Raw genomic sequence first — 14,944 nt, 5'->3', positions numbered from 1 at the left:
TTCAGGGCAGCAAGGCCCTGACCGCCTTGGCGATCTGCCACGCGAGGTATGGGGGGACGGCGTTGCCGACCTGATGATACTGCATCGTCCTCGGCCCGCAGAAGAAGTAGTTGTCGGGAAAGGTCTGAAGTCGCGCCGCCTCGCGGACGGTCAGTGACCGGCACTGGGACGGATCGGGGTGGATGAAGTAGTGTCCATCCTTGGAGATGTGGCTGGTGACGGTCGTGGATGGCCGGATCGCGGCCTGTGTCCTGAAGCGGTCGGCGAAGTCTCCGCTCTCTCGGTTCCTGTGCTCGGGCTGCAGCCAGTCCGGGAACTCCGAGAGCTTCGGCGCGCGCCCGGTGGCCTTCGTGAATGTCGAGGAAAAAAGATAGCGCCCCAGATCCGCGGGAATATGCCCGCGGGTGTCGTGATGCAGCACGACGTTCAGTTGCGGGTCGCATAGCCATCCGTCCAAGGGCGCAGGCGGCCTGTCGTCGCCAAGCCGAATGGCCACGCGATGATCCGGCAGCGAGTTGGACCGCGCGACCTGCCGCAGCAGCCGCGCGAGATCAGGGGACAGGGTGTCGAGGGCGGCGATCCGTTCGGCATGATCGCGGACGGCCTTCTGCCAGGCGGCACGGCTGTCCTCCTTCGAGAGACCACTGCGCAACGTAGGCATCCCGCGAAGCGCCTCATCGACCGTCACCGCGCCGGAATGAGCCTGAAGTGTCGCTCCTGAGCATACCCGCGACAGGACATCCCTGCGGATGCCCAAGATGATGACCCTGTGACGCGCCTGCGGAACGCCATGCTCTTCGGCACGCACGAGAAAGTCACGTGCCTGCGCGCGGGATCCGTCCGCAGGAGAGGGGACCGTCAGGGGCAGCAGGCGATAACCGTCCGCAGCCCCTTCAAGATCGTCGAGGACGCGCGTGAATATCCCGCCGCCATCCACCTTGCTGGAGAGCATCCCCTTGACGTTCTCCATCACGAAGGCGGCCGGTCGCAGCCGCTCGAGAATGCGGACATATTCGCGATAGAGGTAGTGCCGTTGATCATCCTCAGCGACATAGCCCTGCTTGCCCTTGTTCCGCGATCGACCGGCCAGAGAGTAGGCTTGGCATGGAGGGCCGCCTATGAGGATCGTGTTGCCCCCGAACTCCTCCCGCGTCCTGTCCAATATGGGGGCGATGCTCTCGAACACGCCCGGTTCGCCCAGCACAAGCTGTCTGACCTCGCTGCATGCGGTCTGCCAACGATCAGGATGCCGCTCCAGCATGCGCGTGAAATTCCCGCCGGACTCCAGTGCCCGGTAATACTCTTCAGGAAACCCGTCATCGAACGAACGGAGGAAAGACCGTAGACGCAGGGTTGCCACGGCATGTTGGTCCATCTCGACCGAGAGGCGTATTTCCATGGGTATGCCCGCCTCTCGGCCGGCTTGAGAGAACCCTTCCCCAAGGCCGCCGGGACCGGCGAACAGATCGATGATCCCGTAATTGATGGTCATGGCATCCTCCGCTTTCCGACGCTGACATAACGGAAAACCATAAGAAGGCGCCAGGTGGAAAAGATGGGTTCGAAGCCCTATATCGGAGGCATGACCGACGTGATGGACAGACAAACGCGTTCAAGAGTGATGGCACGGATCCGTGGTCGGGACACGAAGCCGGAGCTGCTGCTGCGGCGGGCTCTCCATACCCGCGGCTTCCGGTTCCGTCTCAACCAACGCAAGCTTCCGGGTTCACCTGACATCGTGTTGACGAAGTGGCGCACTGCGGTCTTCGTCCACGGCTGTTTCTGGCATCGGCATCAAGGTTGCCGCAAGGCGACGACACCCTCGACGAATGCCGAGTTCTGGTCCGCGAAATTCAGTGCGAACACGGCCCGGGACCAGCGCGCCTTGGACGCACTGGCGGCCTTGGGTTGGAGGAGCGCGGTGGTCTGGGAATGTGCCTTGCAGACATCCATCGCACCCTCGACGATCGCCAGCCTTGTCGACTTCATGAGGGATGGCACGACATCTAGGATAGTCATCGAAGGTGCCGTCGAGCGCTGACGCCGAAGGTTTTCCAAGCGCGCATTGCAGTCGGCAGCGACCTCATCAAGACAAGGGCATGAGGTCGGCCGCAAGCCTAACTAGCGACGGCGCGGTTCGAGGGTGATCCAAGCACCCATTTGTTGATGATCTCCGACGGCTTCAGCGAATGGCAAGGCGGCTGGCACGCATTCGACGCTGCCGCCATTATGCATGGCCACCAGCCCATCACGGACGAAAACTGGTCGGAGGCGGTGCGAAAATCACATGAGGGCCTTTTCACCCACCGACACTTGGCTCTGGCTTTCTGGATCGACTCGGCGGCGCGCAGATCAGCGGGAGTAGGATCCGTTATTTCGGTGTCGCCTGATCCCGCTCACCAGGCGTCAGACGATCTTTTCTAAGTAGGAAACTATGTCCTCGGCGGCGTCTCGCATGCTTGCTATGTGCTGATCTGGATCAGCCATGAAATCCGTCAGCGATACGAGTGGCGTTTGCCCTACGACGTCACCGTCGTCATCCTCCATGGATGCCCATGCCGAGCCGTCACCAATATCGGCAGGGTCGAAATCGAAACTTCCATGAGCTTCTTGGGAGCCGTCCCACTTGGCGACGAGGAGATAGACGCCTTCGAGACCGGCGCATACATATAATTCGAAAGCTTGGACCAGTCCGGGCTGCAAAAGGCCATGGCGGCTCATTGACTGCCAGACAATGCCCTCGTTCCACATGTAGTCGGGCGTGCAGATGTCGTGCTCGAGGTCCACCTCGAATTCGCCTGCCGCTTGCTCCAGAGCCCGACCAAAGGTGCGTTCCCAGATCTCGAATAGCATCTCATTGTGGTCGGCCCGAGCCTGAGCAGCCATCAGGATTGCTTGGTTGAAGTTCCGGGCCTCGTGCCACTTCATCTCCGGGAGACTATCTCCCTGCAAGGTCTCCGAGAGAGAATCCAAGGCTTTTCTGACAGGCTTGTTGGTGAAGTAGGCCCTTATGCTGTCCCGTATCTCAAATCCGGCCATGTCTATCCTCTTGTGTCAGGCATCCAGTGCGGTGCCATAAGGTCGTCAGAAACATCTGCACGGCAGCGTCGTGCTCGATCGGACGCAGCCTCTCGAAACGCATGCAGAAGGTGCGCCAGTCGACCTGCTTCCAGAGCTTTCGCTGCTGTGGATGGAGGGCCGAGAGCACGCCGTCATCCAGCGTCAGCAAGATCGATGCGAATGGATCGGTCTTGTGCAGTGCCTTGACGGCCTTCCGGTAGCCGCTCAACTGACCGTCCGTGATCTTGTGTCCCAACTTGGCTTCGACGATGACGACGACATCCCTGTTGGCATCGTCTATCCAGACGAGCTTGAGATCAATTCTATCCTGTTCGGCGAAAATGCGGCAGCTTTCAAGCGCACGGAGGCTTGCACAGTCCTCAGGAAGCCCCAGTGCTTGGAGAAAGGCGTGAATGCGCTTCGCGCGCGTCTCGCTATGCCCGGCCGAAAGCAACCTCGCAAGCGTCTTCGTCGCCATGGGCTCGGTTAGCCCGAAGCCCCAGCGAAGCGGATCTTGGAGAAACGCATGGTCCGGTCGATCGGTCGCGAAGACGGCGTGCAGCACGGTCGGGGGCACGTCAACGCGTGGAATGGCACCGCTCGTCGCCAGCAGCCTGCAGTGCTGAACAAGCCTCTTGCCAAGCTCATGGTATATGCCGAGATACGCCTCCTTGAACGGGGTGCGCCAACACTCTCGGGTTTCCATAGGCAGAAGCTCGCAAACCGTATTGACGGCACTCCGGTATTCACAGAGATCATCTTTGATCTCCGGCTTACCTCCACGCCCCTTTGTCACGCCTCACCCCTTCGCCACTCGAATTCTGACGCGGTGGGCGTCGGATACGTGGGCATGCTGCAACTTGGCGCGGCAGCGGTCAATCGCTCTGTTCGCTGGTTGAAGCCCTGCCGCATCTTGACGGCGAATATTACGACCCGAAGAGCCTTACCCAGAACGTGCTAAGCGAGATCAGGGGTAGGTCACCCAGACCTACGACTGCGCCAAGGCCACAACCAGCACCGAGCTGGCGGTCTGCGAAAGCTTTGATCTGTGGCTGGAGGATCGCGCGTTGAGATTGATCTACTCAGTTCTGCGGAACTTGAGCAGCGCAGCTGAGCGGACAGATCTCGTGCAGGCACAGGCCACTGGGTAAGCTAGCGAGATCGTTGCGGTAGCGATACGGACTGCATCCTTGACCGCTACAGAGCGTGGTTTCTGGATCTGAGCCTCATGGCCAAAGGCAGGTGATGATCGAGCCGAAGGAGTCCCGCTTACCGTAACAGCGATATCCGCTATAGCCGGGGGTAGCGCCGCCTGCTTCTCATTGTCCTCTGGGCGAGATCATCACGTCTCCATTGCTCGCGCTCAGCTCGCCGGGACAGCCGCTGCTGTGCCGACATGGACCTGTGTGGATCGTCCTTGGCGAAGATAGCGCTCAAGACCGGAGCGTTGCATAAAACTTCCGCCTGCTGCTCGAAAATGATGGATGGGCTCACCTGTCTGGGATCTTCAGGTGTCCTATTCTTGCTGTCTACACCCTGCTTCATTCGCTCTCCGATCTCATCATGACGACGTCGGATGGCAACGGCAATCTGGGTGCAGATCGTGTCATCAAACAGGTCTGGCACATCGAGGACGTCATCTGCTCGGACACCCTCAAGAGTGGCAGATCGGTTCACCGAGCCCACGTGATGGCGCCCCAAGGCAGTGGCGCTCTCAAGGATCAGTTCCCTGCGAATGCTGGCATTATGTGCCGCCATGAACAGGTCCCTCATCGCTTGGAAGTTCCGCATGAAAAGGCCGATGTTGATGCTGGCCTTGAACGCGGCCAGTCTGACCTTGGGGGATCGCGCATCACAGAGCTGAAGGATGAAGGTCCTAATGTTGGGATCCTTCCCGTGCAGGATCGACGCGATCGTCGTGAATTTTTCGATGACCGACGCGTTGGTGCTGTGCCGTGCGAAAATGCCGAGCAGGAGCTCGCGGAGCTCCATCGGCGAACTGGTGATGCTCCTGAGGAAATAGAACAGATCGGTGCGCTTGGTCAGATCGATATCCTCTGAGAGCATCTTCTGGCACAGTATCGAGGCGGTGACGCTGTCTGCCTTCCTCAGGATGGAATGCTCCTCGCGACCATTGCGATACCGCGCATGCAGCCAGCTCGAGATCTCCATCGGATCACCCTCGAGCAGCACGCGATACATCCGCTCCGCCATGGGGTTCTGCCTGAACAGCGTCATTTCCCGAACGTGCGTCGCAAAGCAGGACCCTTGCAGGTCGGCATCAGCAAAAATCGTGCTCTCGTCAAACGTGACATCCGTGCCATGGCCGCCACGCAGGTCTGCTCCGGTAAAATCAAAGTCGCGAAGATCCGCATTCGAGAAGTCCACATCGCGCAGATCGGAGAAGCGAAAATCCCGCACGGGATCGAGATCCAAGGCATCCTTGATCTCCATGAACTCGCCGGACGTCCCGCACACCCTTTCGTATGCTGCGGCCAACTCCTGTGGGTCCAAGAGCTCTTGGAGGCTTGCATCAGTCCTCATCGGCAAGATCGATTTCGGCTTTTGACAGGACGATCTGACCGGCGAACTTGCCTCCGCCCCGGATGGCCGCATCCAGAGTTTTCTTGATGAAGATGTCCATGAGCCGTCGCCGTGTCACGTCCGGTCGTCTGAGAAACTTCAGGGCAAGCGCGATATGCACGACCTGATCGATGGACACGTCCTTCTGCTTCACCGTGGCGCGAGCAATCAGCGCGGACCGGTTCGCACGCTCTGCCCGCGTCACTCGCAGCAGTCTCTGTCCATCCAGGTAGGTGCCACGCAGCACACCATCGTCATGCTCGCGCACTTCCCAGCGCAGATTTGGCGCCGCTGTGACGTGTTGGTGCAGGAACGTATCGTGGGAGCGCAGGGTCGCTTCCTTCCGCACTCCGATCTCCGCGTCGCCGGATATATAGGCGCCGAGCGCAGGGCCGGTCACATCGATCTTCGCCGCTCCTGATGCCTTGAAGCGCTTGCCGGAAGTATTCGTCTGAATGACCGTCCGCTCCATCTCAACCGGCATCTTGCGGGGCTCGCCGTAGCGGCTTCCCAGAACTTCCGAAACACCCTCAAGATCCAAGGCAATCGTAAGCTTCGAGATGGAAATCTCACAGGTTTCGTCTTCCAGCTCGATATCGCCTGATGCGAGTCTCAGCTCGACCAGGCAGTCTAGTTCGCCATCCTGATCCGGCGCTGCCTTCAAGCGAACCACGAGTTCGCAGAGCTCGGTTACGGAGTTGGTCGTGCTCATCAAGCGAGGCCGATCATTGGAACGAAGCTGGTCTGCATCCTATTCCTTGCAAACGTAGACGGCGCCCCCAGCCGCGACGAGCGCAACGGCACTTCCGGCAATGACAGCTGGTGCAGACAGGATGCCCAGAGCGGTCGTTGCGGCTGTTCCCAAGGTGCCGGCGATGTAACCGCTCGAGCCTGTCAGAATGACGGCACCAGAGCTGTGCGTGACCGCCGTGACACCCGCTGCAGCCATCGCGCCGGATGTTCCGGCGCTGGCACCCGCTCCGACGCCGCTTACCGCCAGCACCACCTCCTTGCCGGCATTCACGCGCTCGCAAAGGGTGCGTGACGGCTGTCGGCAAACGCCATATGCGTCCCTCGCACCGACCTCATACCCAAGATACTGCTCAGTCTCCTCATCATAGGACAGACAGAACGCCGCGCGCTCCGCCACGTTCAGTTCCGGGGTTATATGCTTGAGGATTGCATAGCTTGGGCACTGGCCACCCCAGCCGGAAAAGAAGATCTCCCGGAAGGTGGTGTTGTCGACCGCTTCATCGAATCCCGCCCCGCTCGAAGGATCGCGCAGGATCAGCTCTTCCCCATTGACGATGGCTGTGCAGGCATCGGGGTCATCTAGCCTGAAAGGTCCATTGGCCAGTCTCTCCTGTTCTGCCGCATGCGCTAAGAGGTTGTCGCGATGAAAGTCCAGGGTATCGGAGTTGCCGACGTCGGGCGATTCTGCGCCGGCCTCAACAATCTCAGCCTTGAGCGCGGAAGCCGCTGCAAAAATGATCGACACGGCCAAGGTCGAAGTCTTGAAAAAGTTCAGCATGGAAACCACTGCGCAAACACTGTTGTAATTCGTCGTCCCATGTCGCGGCGATTCAGGCAAGCGGACATAGAGCCTTTCCCAACATATCTGGCATTCGAGGCCATCAAGATCGACCAGCGAGGCGATGTCGCGCTTGTCGAACTGACCGCCAGCGCGAGCGATCGGGCGGCGACGTTCCGGATGGCCCGCGAGATGCTGAGAGAGGATGGCTGGGTGCGGGAGAACCTGCGCGATGCCACCTTCGAGCTCGCAGTGGGATCGTCGGACGCTCCCTGTCCAATCGACATGGGCCATGAGATCGACGCGCTGGACAAGCGGGAGCCCTTGCTGGCCCACTTCTCTCAACCATGAGATCGCGATGCCGAAGTTCCTGGTTGGCCGCCGAGGTGCTTGGGACCTCTGGATGGATATGGGCGGAACAGGCATGGTGAAGTAGATCCACGATATGGACGGCATGACGACGGCTGTTGAGATCCAAGAGATGATCCGAAATGCGCCAGACGGCGTTTCTGGGCGGACTTTGGGTCGAGGGGCTGATCGGTTAGTTCATCCAATCGCACAGCGGAGGACTCCCGGCACGGGTCGCGCCGCCCAATGATGCGCGCCGCCGATCCCTCCTCCACCCTCGACGTTCCGCACGGGCGGCACGTGTATGCGGCGTGAGACGGGGATTGCGCAGCCCCGCGCCTCCTCAGGTAACGGACAGAGCCACTCCCCTGTTCGGGGGCAGGACAGCAATCCCTGCTTACGCACCCTGCCCGCGCCCAGATGAGGCGATCAGCAATCGTAATCGTCGCAAAATGATCGAAGTCCTCAGCGGACCGGAGACCAGGCCCCCTATCCGGCCTGATCCGTCATCGGCGGAATTTCGATTGCACCACCGCGATTTGGACCTTGAGCGATGACAAAAAAGCAAAAAATCCCTCGATAGTGGAACATTTCTGCTCATCCCATTTTGCAACTTCAGCAATCGCTAGGAAAACAGCGATCGGCGTTGGACTTCGCGGCTCATTCCGGTGCCTTAAGTCCCAGAAAATGCGACATTTCGGGCCTCAAATGTTCCATTTTCTGATCGCCATGGAATATTTGACCGCCCAATTGAGACATCCGTCAACATTCCTGCTCATGGTTCGCGCGTGGTGAGACGCAATCATCGAGGGTGATCCTGCCGGGCATCCACCCCCGCGTCGTTCTGATACTCCGGATGGTAATCGCTGGTTGGAGAACAGCACCGTCGGAAGATCGAGACCAAGCCCAGTTTCGCTGGCTCGTCCACCAGTCCGCTTCCACCACACTGCTCCGGGCTGGACGCGTGCTGAGAGCAGGCGCTGGTCGGTCAGCGGCGACCCAAGCAGCATGCGGACGACCGCCCGTCAGAGCGGATCGGAGGGTGCCCGGGATGGCCCTTTGTGTCCTGCAGATGCGTAATACGGCGTGGGTGGGCGTCAAGCAACGCGCGCAGGCCGCCCACATCGCCTGCTACCCCCTCACAGCCCCTGAACGGCGCCTTGCAGAGTCATCTTGCACTTTTACTGGGTCAAACTGCGTCCAAACTAAAGGGCCATACACGGCGATATTTGAGGGGTCTGTGAGCGTGTCTTCCTGCGTCCCCAACATTCGACCTTCAGCCTCCCCAGCTGCGTTCTGCGATGGAGTGGCAAGAACCCAGGGTCTCTCCGTGCTTTCTGGGCAGCCTCGCACCGGAGAGGCGATCTATCAACAGAATGTCGACACTAGGTTGCTGGATAACATGTGATCTCTTGGTCGACTCCGACAGCGTTTGCGGATAGCATGAGAGCCGATAGGGAGACATCATGCTGCCCAGCTTCGATACCGCCACCGACCTGCGCGAGACTATCCGCAACACCGCGCGCCAGCGGCGGATCGCGCTTGGCCTGACACAGATCGAGCTGTCTCAGCGATCCGGTGTTCCCTTGGGCACGCTCAAGCGCTTTGAACGATTGGGGGAGATCTCGCTGGCCTCGCTGCTGGCGCTGGCCGAGGCCATGGAAGCGCTGGAGGCCTTCCACGACCTCTTCCCCCTGCCCGAGGCCCGCACGCTGGACGATATCGAGCGTCAGGCCAAGCCGCCCGTCCGGGTGCGCGCGAGGAGCCGTCGATGAGCCGGGGGCGCCTGCTGGTGTCACTGGATTGGGATGATGGCCAGGAACGTCGGGTGGCTCAACTGGGCTGGGACCCCGCGGCCCGGCAGGTCGTTGCCGAGTGGAACCCGGCCTTCGTCGCCGATCCGTTGCCGCTCAGCCCACTTCTGGTCCGCCAGCCGCAGGCCCTTCTGCGACCGCGCGGGCGGGGCTTCGGCGATCTGCCGGGCCTTTTCGGCGACAGCCTGCCGGATGGCTGGGGCCGATTGCTGATCGACCGCAACCTCGCCGCCCGAGGCCGCGCGCGGTCCGAGATCACTGATCTGGACCGGCTGGCGATGGTCGGCACGGGCGGGATGGGCGCACTCGTCTATCGGCCTGAAGAGGCCCCGGATGCCGCTGAGGACATCAGCTTGGACTGGTTCGACCGGCTCGTGCCCTCCATCGGCGAGGAGACCAGCGCCGATGATCTGGACCGTCTGCGCGCGATGGCCGGCGGCTCTCAGGGCGCGCGACCGAAATTCGTGGCGCAGCTGTCCGATGACGGCACCCGGCTGCGCGACCACCGCCTGACCCTTCTGCCGGGCTGGCGCGCGGTTCTGGTCAAGCGGCGCGCCATGACCGACGCGCCAGGCGCCGCCGAGGCGGAGGCCGCCTATGCTGCCATGGCCCGCGCTGCCGGGATCGAGATGATGCCGACGGGCCTTTTGCACGCGCGCTCGGGCGAGGCCTTCTTCGTCACCGACCGCTTCGATCGCGTGGACGGCCGACGTCTGCACGTCCAGACGGTCGCGGCCCTCTTGGACGTCGATTTCCGCAATGCGACGCTGGACTATGCCGAATTGCTGAAGCTGGTGCGGGTGATGACCCGCGATCAGCGCGCGGTCGAACAGATGGCCCGCAGGATGGTGTTCAACATCCGCGCCCAGAACCGGGACGATCACCTGAAAAACTTCGCCTTCATCATGGGTCCGGACGGCGCGTGGCGACTGGCCCCGGCCTATGATCTCAGCTTCAGCAGCGGACCTGGTGGAGAGCACACACTGACCGTGGCGGGCGAGGGCCGTCATCCGGGCATGGCGCAGATCCACGCGGTGGGCGCGCAGTCCGGTATCAAGTCCGCTCGCATCGCTGAGATCATCAATGAGGTGGACGCGGCCCTGCTGGACTGGCCACGCTGTGCCGAGAATGCCGCCGTCCCGACTGACCTTGCAAGGCGGATCGCGGCGGCACTCGAGGCGGCCCGAGCCTGGTAAGCGACACAGATATGGAACACGACCGGCGGGAACCGAAACAGGCCTCTCCTGCTTTCGCGAGGGAGACCTGTTCAAGAAACGTTCCTCAGTCTTCCCACCACAGGAGACGGTATCCTATTACCACAAAACCAGTCTCCAGTCAAGCAGCGTTGCTGGTTCCAGCCCTGCGGCACTCGCCGTGAAGCGCCTTCGCCGCGTGGTGAGCTTGCCTGGTCATCACCCACAGATTGTCGATGCCGAGCGCCGCCTTCGTCTTCGCCTGATCCTTGAGGCAGTAATCCATCCAACCGGATGCACATGTCATGGGCTTCATCACGAGTTGTCGATCACCCCCGATCGCTCCGACAGCGACTGACGCGGCCTTGCAAAGCGCGGCCCTGAGCCTGTCGCGCTGATCCCCTGTGAGGCCTGCTGTTGCGACCGCTCCGTGTGTATGGACACGAGATTGGGTGCCACAGCCGTCGGGCGTCACCTCTAGAGTCATGACGAACTTGAGACTTGGCAACCCGGCGAGACCGAGTTGCTTGCTCAGCGCCTTTTCAAAGACGCGGCGGGGGTCTTGCAGCCGCTGGGTGGACAACTGCCTTGGAATGCCGAAGTTCAGGCTGAGGGCCTCGCCCCCATCCCGTTTGATAGCCTCCATGGCCAAGCCGACCCTTTCGGTCCGCCGAAGGTTCCGCCACGTCTTTTTGTAGAGCGCCGAAATGTCGGCTGCCTTGCGTCGCGCCTTGCGTGACGGTTCGGGTTTGACGGCAAGGGTGTTCGCAGCCTTGGATGGAGCAATCGGGGTTGGGTTGAACCTTCCGGAACGAGGCTGACCCGGGGCGACGATGGATGGCTCGCCAGCGATATGCTTGACCTCGTCTACCCCGTCCTGTGACGTGAAGAGGATTGACATGGGAAGGTAGGAGTTAGGGGTGGGTTCTGCACACTGACGCGATTGATCCTGTCGAGTCTGGAATCCCTGCCAGCATTGGCTGGAATGGGCTCCACGACGAGACGTGAGAGAGACAACTTTGCACGATGCGTCCGCCGTATCGGCGCGAGTTCCGGATCGCTCGGGAAGGAGGGCATGCCCCTTTGCGTCGCAGGCCTGCTCGTCGCAAGACGTATCGCCGATTGTCAATGGGCGTTGGTCGCCAGCAAAGCCGGCGGCAGGTGATCCAGTCATGTTCGTCTCATTGTGCGCGGTGCGCAGTCCGTGGTGGTGGGCAAGAAAGATAAGCTACAACTTATCATTTTTTTATGAATCGTCAACGATTTTCCACCCCTCATCTCGGACTGCGAGTGACGGACACGCATTGCGGATGCAGCGCAGGCCGGAAGGGTCGACCAGCCACGCGCGCCACGTCGGACCTGTCTGACTCCAGTCAGGCGCATCCTTTGGGCTATTCATCCCTCTGAAGCTCCATGGACGCCTATTCACGCGGCAGCGAAGATGACGCTCTAGGCACATCGCCCTGCAGCCCGAACCGACTGCAGAGCGGTGCAATCTTCCAGTCCCAAAACCATCCTCGTCAACTGACGCATAGACTTCCAAGACTTCGCCTCGACCTGAGATCAGTGTAGATCCCGAACGCCTGCAGCCGCGCACCGGCTGGTTTCGTGGCAGTCAGCGATTTTCCAGAGAGGCCACATGAAGAACCCCCATGCCGACACCCCTGCCGCGATATTCCTGCGACGACAGATCGAGCTGATCAGCCATAGAAAGACCCAGAAGGAGATCGCCCATCAGGCGGGTTTCGTGAACGCGAACATGATCAGCCTGCTGAAGAACGGTGCCAGCAAGATCCCCCTCGACAGGGTGCCCGACCTGGCGCGCGCCATCGAGGTGGACCCGGCATATCTGATGCGGATCGCCCTCGAGCAGAGCATCGGAACGATGGCCTCGGTCGCGATTCTCGAAGTCTTCGGCACGCCGACCACCGTGAACGAGCGCGCCTGGCTGGACGAGATCAGGGAGGCCTCGGGCGATACCGACCCCAGGCTGACCGCCCAATCCCGGACAGCGTTGCGGGCGGTCTTCGGGAGGTGACAGGCAGGCCGGCGGGCCCGCTGGCTAGGATCGCACGCTGGGGAGCATTCAGCTGACGGGCACGCTGCCCCATGGCCCGGCGCAGGGATGGACCATCAGGACGCGCAGAGCGAGGTGCAGGGCACCGGGCACCTGCGTAGCCCAGCTGCCGACTAGGATCACCCCGCACGCGGCCGGCCACCAAAGTGGAGGGTCCGAGCAGGGAAATGGTCAGGGGTCCCAAAGCATCCCCGTCGTCTCGACGCCCGTTTTCTAGGACTTCGACCTTCCCGACGACTGCGCGCCAACTCCCAAGCACATGTCGCGGCACCGGCCGCTAGATTCGTCTCATCAGCCAATGTTCAAGAAAGAGACGACCATGCCCAACCCCTATGAAACCACGCCTGCCGCCGTGTTTCTGCGCCGCCAGACCGAGCTTCTGGCGCACCGCAAGACCCAGAAGACGATCGCGCACGAGGCGGGCTTCACGAACGGAAATCTGATCTCGATGTTCAAGAGCGGCGCATCGAAGATCCCCCTGGACCGCGTTCCGGCTCTGGCCCGGGCGCTCGAGACGGACCCGGCCCATCTGATGCGCCTGGCACTGGAGCAGGCTGTCGGGAAGACGGCCTCGGTGGCGGTGCTCGAGACCTTCGGCACGCCGACCACCGTGAACGAGCGCGCCTGGCTGGACGAGATCCGCGACGCGTCTGGCAACACCGACCCCAAGCTGACCACCCGATCGAGGGGGGCTCTCAGGGCGATCTTCGGCAGGTAGCTTACGGTAGACCAAGGGGCGCGAGGATCGAGCGCTGCCCATTCCTCAACCCCGACGCAGGGACCGAGGCGACCTGCGGTCGGTCCTTACCCTTTCCACAATGCTGGACCACGGGACCACGGGCCCAGACGAAAGCCTCTGCAGTCATGTGGCCAGAATGAATGACGCAACGTTAACTCGGTGCCAGAAAGGTGGCCAAATCAGGTGCCAGAGATCTGCATAAGGCATTGATTTATATGACACCCACCAGAGTTCAATCCTCTCTCACAGCACCATTTTAATCTATGAAATTTTCTGGAATGTCCGGCCTCACAGCTTGGCTTTCGCCGCTTCCAGGGGTGCGGCTGGGCGTCCATTTGGACACTAAGGCCCGACATTCGTAGCGCTTTGGCAATGGCTTGACGGCGAATTTCCGGGGTTATCCGCAGCAGAATGATTTCATGCTCGCCCCGGTGATCGCACGCAAACGCAGCACCTTCGCGCTGGACAGTGATCTCGTAGACGAAGGGATCATCGTGCCAGATTCCACGGTGCCCCAGCGTGAAGCCCTGCGCTACCTGTCGGACGTGGTTCACACCAAGCCAGAGCCAGCCCCGGCGTCCTGGCCGCGAAAGATCCGGACCCGGTCCGGTAGATGCTCGACCAAGGAGGCCGGGCGGCTGGATCTGAATCTGCGAAAAAGCTTGGGTAGCGGTGGTGATCGATCGCGTCGTAACCGCTTAATTCCGAGACCGCCGCCGTCCAGAACATGCCCCATGAACGGCTGCCGGTTTCGTGGACACGAAGATAAGATCGTGAAAGGAACTGGAGATTGGATATGACGAGACGAAAGTTCAGCCGTGAGTTCAAGACAGAGGCCGTGAGGCTGGTAAACGATCGGGGCGTAGCGGTGTCGCAGGCGGCCCGCGACCTCGACCTGTCCGAGAGTGTGGCTCGTGCCGCTGGATGAGGGAGCTGAGTGTAGCCCCGGCCACTGCCTTTCCCGGAAACGGACAAATGCGGGCCGACCTGACGGAGATCGCAGCCCTAAGAAAGAGGTCGTCCGGCTCCTGGCGGAGCGTGACATCCTCAAGCAGGGTAAGAGCATTTTCCGCCATTGGTGCAAGGACAATGGTCGAACGCTTATTTCGCGCGCGAGGCGACATGAGATTCGCCTTCGTTGCAAGGAGGCGCAGAAGAACTTTGCGGCCTTCGCACGCTTAATCGAGAAGGTGTGGGGCAAGAGCGGTAACAGGGTCAATGATGGCTGGTTCAGGCACCTGATCGCAAAGGCGATCATCTTCCGGAAACTGGAAAAGCTCGTCTCGGCCCAAGCCTAGTATGAGGGCGGTTACCGGGCGAACATCGTGACCTATGCGATCGCAAAGGTCGCCGCCGACGTGGCTGCGAGGGACAAGGTGGTGAATCTTGCGCGGGTCTGGCGCACGCAGGCCGTGCCGCCCATGCTGGAGGGGGCGTTGCTGACAACGGCGGCCGAGGCTCAGGAGGTGATCACATGCCCATCCGCCGGTGTGCGCAACATGAGCACCTTGAGGAGAATGGCTTCAACCGCGACGCGGCGGACGCCTAACAAGGGTCAGGGCAGTAGTGCTCGGACCGCCTTGGCGATCTGTCACACCT

13 protein-coding genes and 1 pseudogene are annotated in these 14,944 nt (G+C 61.2%); 7 read left to right on the top strand and 7 right to left on the bottom strand.

What is annotated here, in order from left to right; all coding sequences use genetic code 11:
* Nucleotide 1: 1 nt before the first annotated feature.
* Nucleotides 2-1,492 carry a DNA cytosine methyltransferase gene (locus ACJJVR_RS12655; RefSeq protein ID WP_405405055.1) on the bottom strand — a complete coding sequence of 497 codons (1,491 nt, stop codon included), beginning with the start codon at nucleotides 1,490-1,492 and terminating at the stop codon, nucleotides 2-4.
* 90 nt (nucleotides 1,493-1,582) lie between these two features.
* On the opposite strand from ACJJVR_RS12655, the gene ACJJVR_RS12650 reads away from it, so the two are divergent.
* Complete coding sequence (locus ACJJVR_RS12650; RefSeq protein WP_405405054.1) at nucleotides 1,583-2,041, top strand: very short patch repair endonuclease; 459 nt, start codon at nucleotides 1,583-1,585, stop codon at nucleotides 2,039-2,041.
* 365 nt (nucleotides 2,042-2,406) lie between these two features.
* Here ACJJVR_RS12650 and ACJJVR_RS12645 read toward each other — a convergent pair whose 3' ends face one another.
* The 5 genes from ACJJVR_RS12645 to ACJJVR_RS12625 all read right to left on the bottom strand — a co-directional run bounded on the left by ACJJVR_RS12645 (nucleotide 2,407) and on the right by ACJJVR_RS12625 (nucleotide 7,174).
* Entirely contained in the window at nucleotides 2,407-3,039 is a 633-nt protein-coding gene (locus ACJJVR_RS12645) for a hypothetical protein (RefSeq protein ID WP_405405052.1), read from the bottom strand.
* Complete coding sequence (locus ACJJVR_RS12640) at nucleotides 3,026-3,856, bottom strand: PD-(D/E)XK nuclease family protein (RefSeq protein ID WP_405405051.1); 831 nt, start codon at nucleotides 3,854-3,856, stop codon at nucleotides 3,026-3,028. Before ACJJVR_RS12640 ends, ACJJVR_RS12645 begins: the two co-directional genes overlap by 14 nt.
* Nucleotides 3,857-4,350: 494 nt before the next feature.
* Entirely contained in the window at nucleotides 4,351-5,514 is a 1,164-nt protein-coding gene (locus ACJJVR_RS12635; protein ID WP_405405050.1) for a pentapeptide repeat-containing protein, read from the bottom strand.
* 79 nt (nucleotides 5,515-5,593) lie between these two features.
* Nucleotides 5,594-6,355 (bottom strand): hypothetical protein, encoded by a 762-nt coding sequence (locus ACJJVR_RS12630; protein ID WP_405405048.1) that lies wholly within the window; start codon nucleotides 6,353-6,355, stop codon nucleotides 5,594-5,596.
* A 39-nt stretch (nucleotides 6,356-6,394) separates the two neighbouring features.
* Entirely contained in the window at nucleotides 6,395-7,174 is a 780-nt protein-coding gene (locus ACJJVR_RS12625; protein ID WP_405405047.1) for a hypothetical protein, read from the bottom strand.
* Nucleotides 7,175-7,213: 39 nt separating this feature from the next.
* On the opposite strand from ACJJVR_RS12625, the gene ACJJVR_RS12620 reads away from it, so the two are divergent.
* The 3 genes from ACJJVR_RS12620 (at nucleotide 7,214) to ACJJVR_RS12610 (ending at nucleotide 10,532) form a co-directional block, all read left to right on the top strand.
* Nucleotides 7,214-7,525 (top strand): hypothetical protein, encoded by a 312-nt coding sequence (locus ACJJVR_RS12620; protein ID WP_405405046.1) that lies wholly within the window; start codon nucleotides 7,214-7,216, stop codon nucleotides 7,523-7,525.
* 1,463 nt (nucleotides 7,526-8,988) lie between these two features.
* Nucleotides 8,989-9,297: a helix-turn-helix domain-containing protein gene (locus ACJJVR_RS12615; RefSeq protein WP_405405045.1), complete on the top strand. Its 309-nt coding sequence runs from the start codon at nucleotides 8,989-8,991 to the stop codon at nucleotides 9,295-9,297.
* The gene (locus tag ACJJVR_RS12610) at nucleotides 9,294-10,532 is read left to right on the top strand and encodes a type II toxin-antitoxin system HipA family toxin (RefSeq protein WP_405405043.1); all 1,239 of its coding nucleotides are present in this window, start codon (nucleotides 9,294-9,296) and stop codon (nucleotides 10,530-10,532) included. Before ACJJVR_RS12615 ends, ACJJVR_RS12610 begins: the two co-directional genes overlap by 4 nt.
* A gap of 139 nt (nucleotides 10,533-10,671) precedes the next feature.
* Here ACJJVR_RS12610 and ACJJVR_RS12605 read toward each other — a convergent pair whose 3' ends face one another.
* Nucleotides 10,672-11,430 carry a hypothetical protein gene (locus ACJJVR_RS12605; protein ID WP_405405042.1) on the bottom strand — a complete coding sequence of 253 codons (759 nt, stop codon included), beginning with the start codon at nucleotides 11,428-11,430 and terminating at the stop codon, nucleotides 10,672-10,674.
* 738 nt (nucleotides 11,431-12,168) lie between these two features.
* Between ACJJVR_RS12605 and ACJJVR_RS12600 the strand changes: the two genes are divergently transcribed.
* The 3 genes and pseudogenes from ACJJVR_RS12600 to ACJJVR_RS12590 all read left to right on the top strand — a co-directional run.
* Nucleotides 12,169-12,567, top strand: coding sequence for a helix-turn-helix transcriptional regulator (locus ACJJVR_RS12600; protein WP_405405040.1), 399 nt, complete (start codon nucleotides 12,169-12,171; stop codon nucleotides 12,565-12,567).
* Nucleotides 12,568-12,925: 358 nt separating this feature from the next.
* Nucleotides 12,926-13,324: an XRE family transcriptional regulator gene (locus ACJJVR_RS12595; protein WP_405405039.1), complete on the top strand. Its 399-nt coding sequence runs from the start codon at nucleotides 12,926-12,928 to the stop codon at nucleotides 13,322-13,324.
* 817 nt (nucleotides 13,325-14,141) lie between these two features.
* A pseudogene (locus ACJJVR_RS12590) lies at nucleotides 14,142-14,497 on the top strand (transposase); the annotation flags it as partial.
* Nucleotides 14,498-14,944 lie beyond the last annotated feature (447 nt).

It is taken from the genome of Paracoccus sp. Ld10 (assembly GCF_045064235.1).
In the GTDB taxonomy this organism is placed as follows: domain Bacteria; phylum Pseudomonadota; class Alphaproteobacteria; order Rhodobacterales; family Rhodobacteraceae; genus Paracoccus.
Note: the sequence above shows the minus strand (reverse complement) of the source record. Positions and strands in the feature narration are given on the sequence as shown.

Bases quoted from the DNA above. Each gene is read 5' to 3' on its own strand.
- ACJJVR_RS12615 (WP_405405045.1), top strand. From the start codon at position 8,989: ATGCTGCCCAGCTTCGATACCGCCACCGACCTGCGCGAGACTATCCGC.
- ACJJVR_RS12605 (WP_405405042.1), bottom strand. From the start codon at position 11,430: ATGTCAATCCTCTTCACGTCACAGGACGGGGTAGACGAGGTCAAGCAT.
- ACJJVR_RS12650 (WP_405405054.1), top strand. From the start codon at position 1,583: ATGACCGACGTGATGGACAGACAAACGCGTTCAAGAGTGATGGCACGG.
- ACJJVR_RS12625 (WP_405405047.1), bottom strand. From the start codon at position 7,174: ATGCTGAACTTTTTCAAGACTTCGACCTTGGCCGTGTCGATCATTTTT.
- ACJJVR_RS12610 (WP_405405043.1), top strand. From the start codon at position 9,294: ATGAGCCGGGGGCGCCTGCTGGTGTCACTGGATTGGGATGATGGCCAG.
- ACJJVR_RS12635 (WP_405405050.1), bottom strand. From the start codon at position 5,514: ATGGAGATCAAGGATGCCTTGGATCTCGATCCCGTGCGGGATTTTCGC.
- ACJJVR_RS12595 (WP_405405039.1), top strand. From the start codon at position 12,926: ATGCCCAACCCCTATGAAACCACGCCTGCCGCCGTGTTTCTGCGCCGC.
- ACJJVR_RS12645 (WP_405405052.1), bottom strand. From the start codon at position 3,039: ATGGCCGGATTTGAGATACGGGACAGCATAAGGGCCTACTTCACCAAC.
- ACJJVR_RS12600 (WP_405405040.1), top strand. From the start codon at position 12,169: ATGAAGAACCCCCATGCCGACACCCCTGCCGCGATATTCCTGCGACGA.
- ACJJVR_RS12655 (WP_405405055.1), bottom strand. From the start codon at position 1,492: ATGACCATCAATTACGGGATCATCGATCTGTTCGCCGGTCCCGGCGGC.
- ACJJVR_RS12620 (WP_405405046.1), top strand. From the start codon at position 7,214: ATGTCGCGGCGATTCAGGCAAGCGGACATAGAGCCTTTCCCAACATAT.
- ACJJVR_RS12630 (WP_405405048.1), bottom strand. From the start codon at position 6,355: ATGAGCACGACCAACTCCGTAACCGAGCTCTGCGAACTCGTGGTTCGC.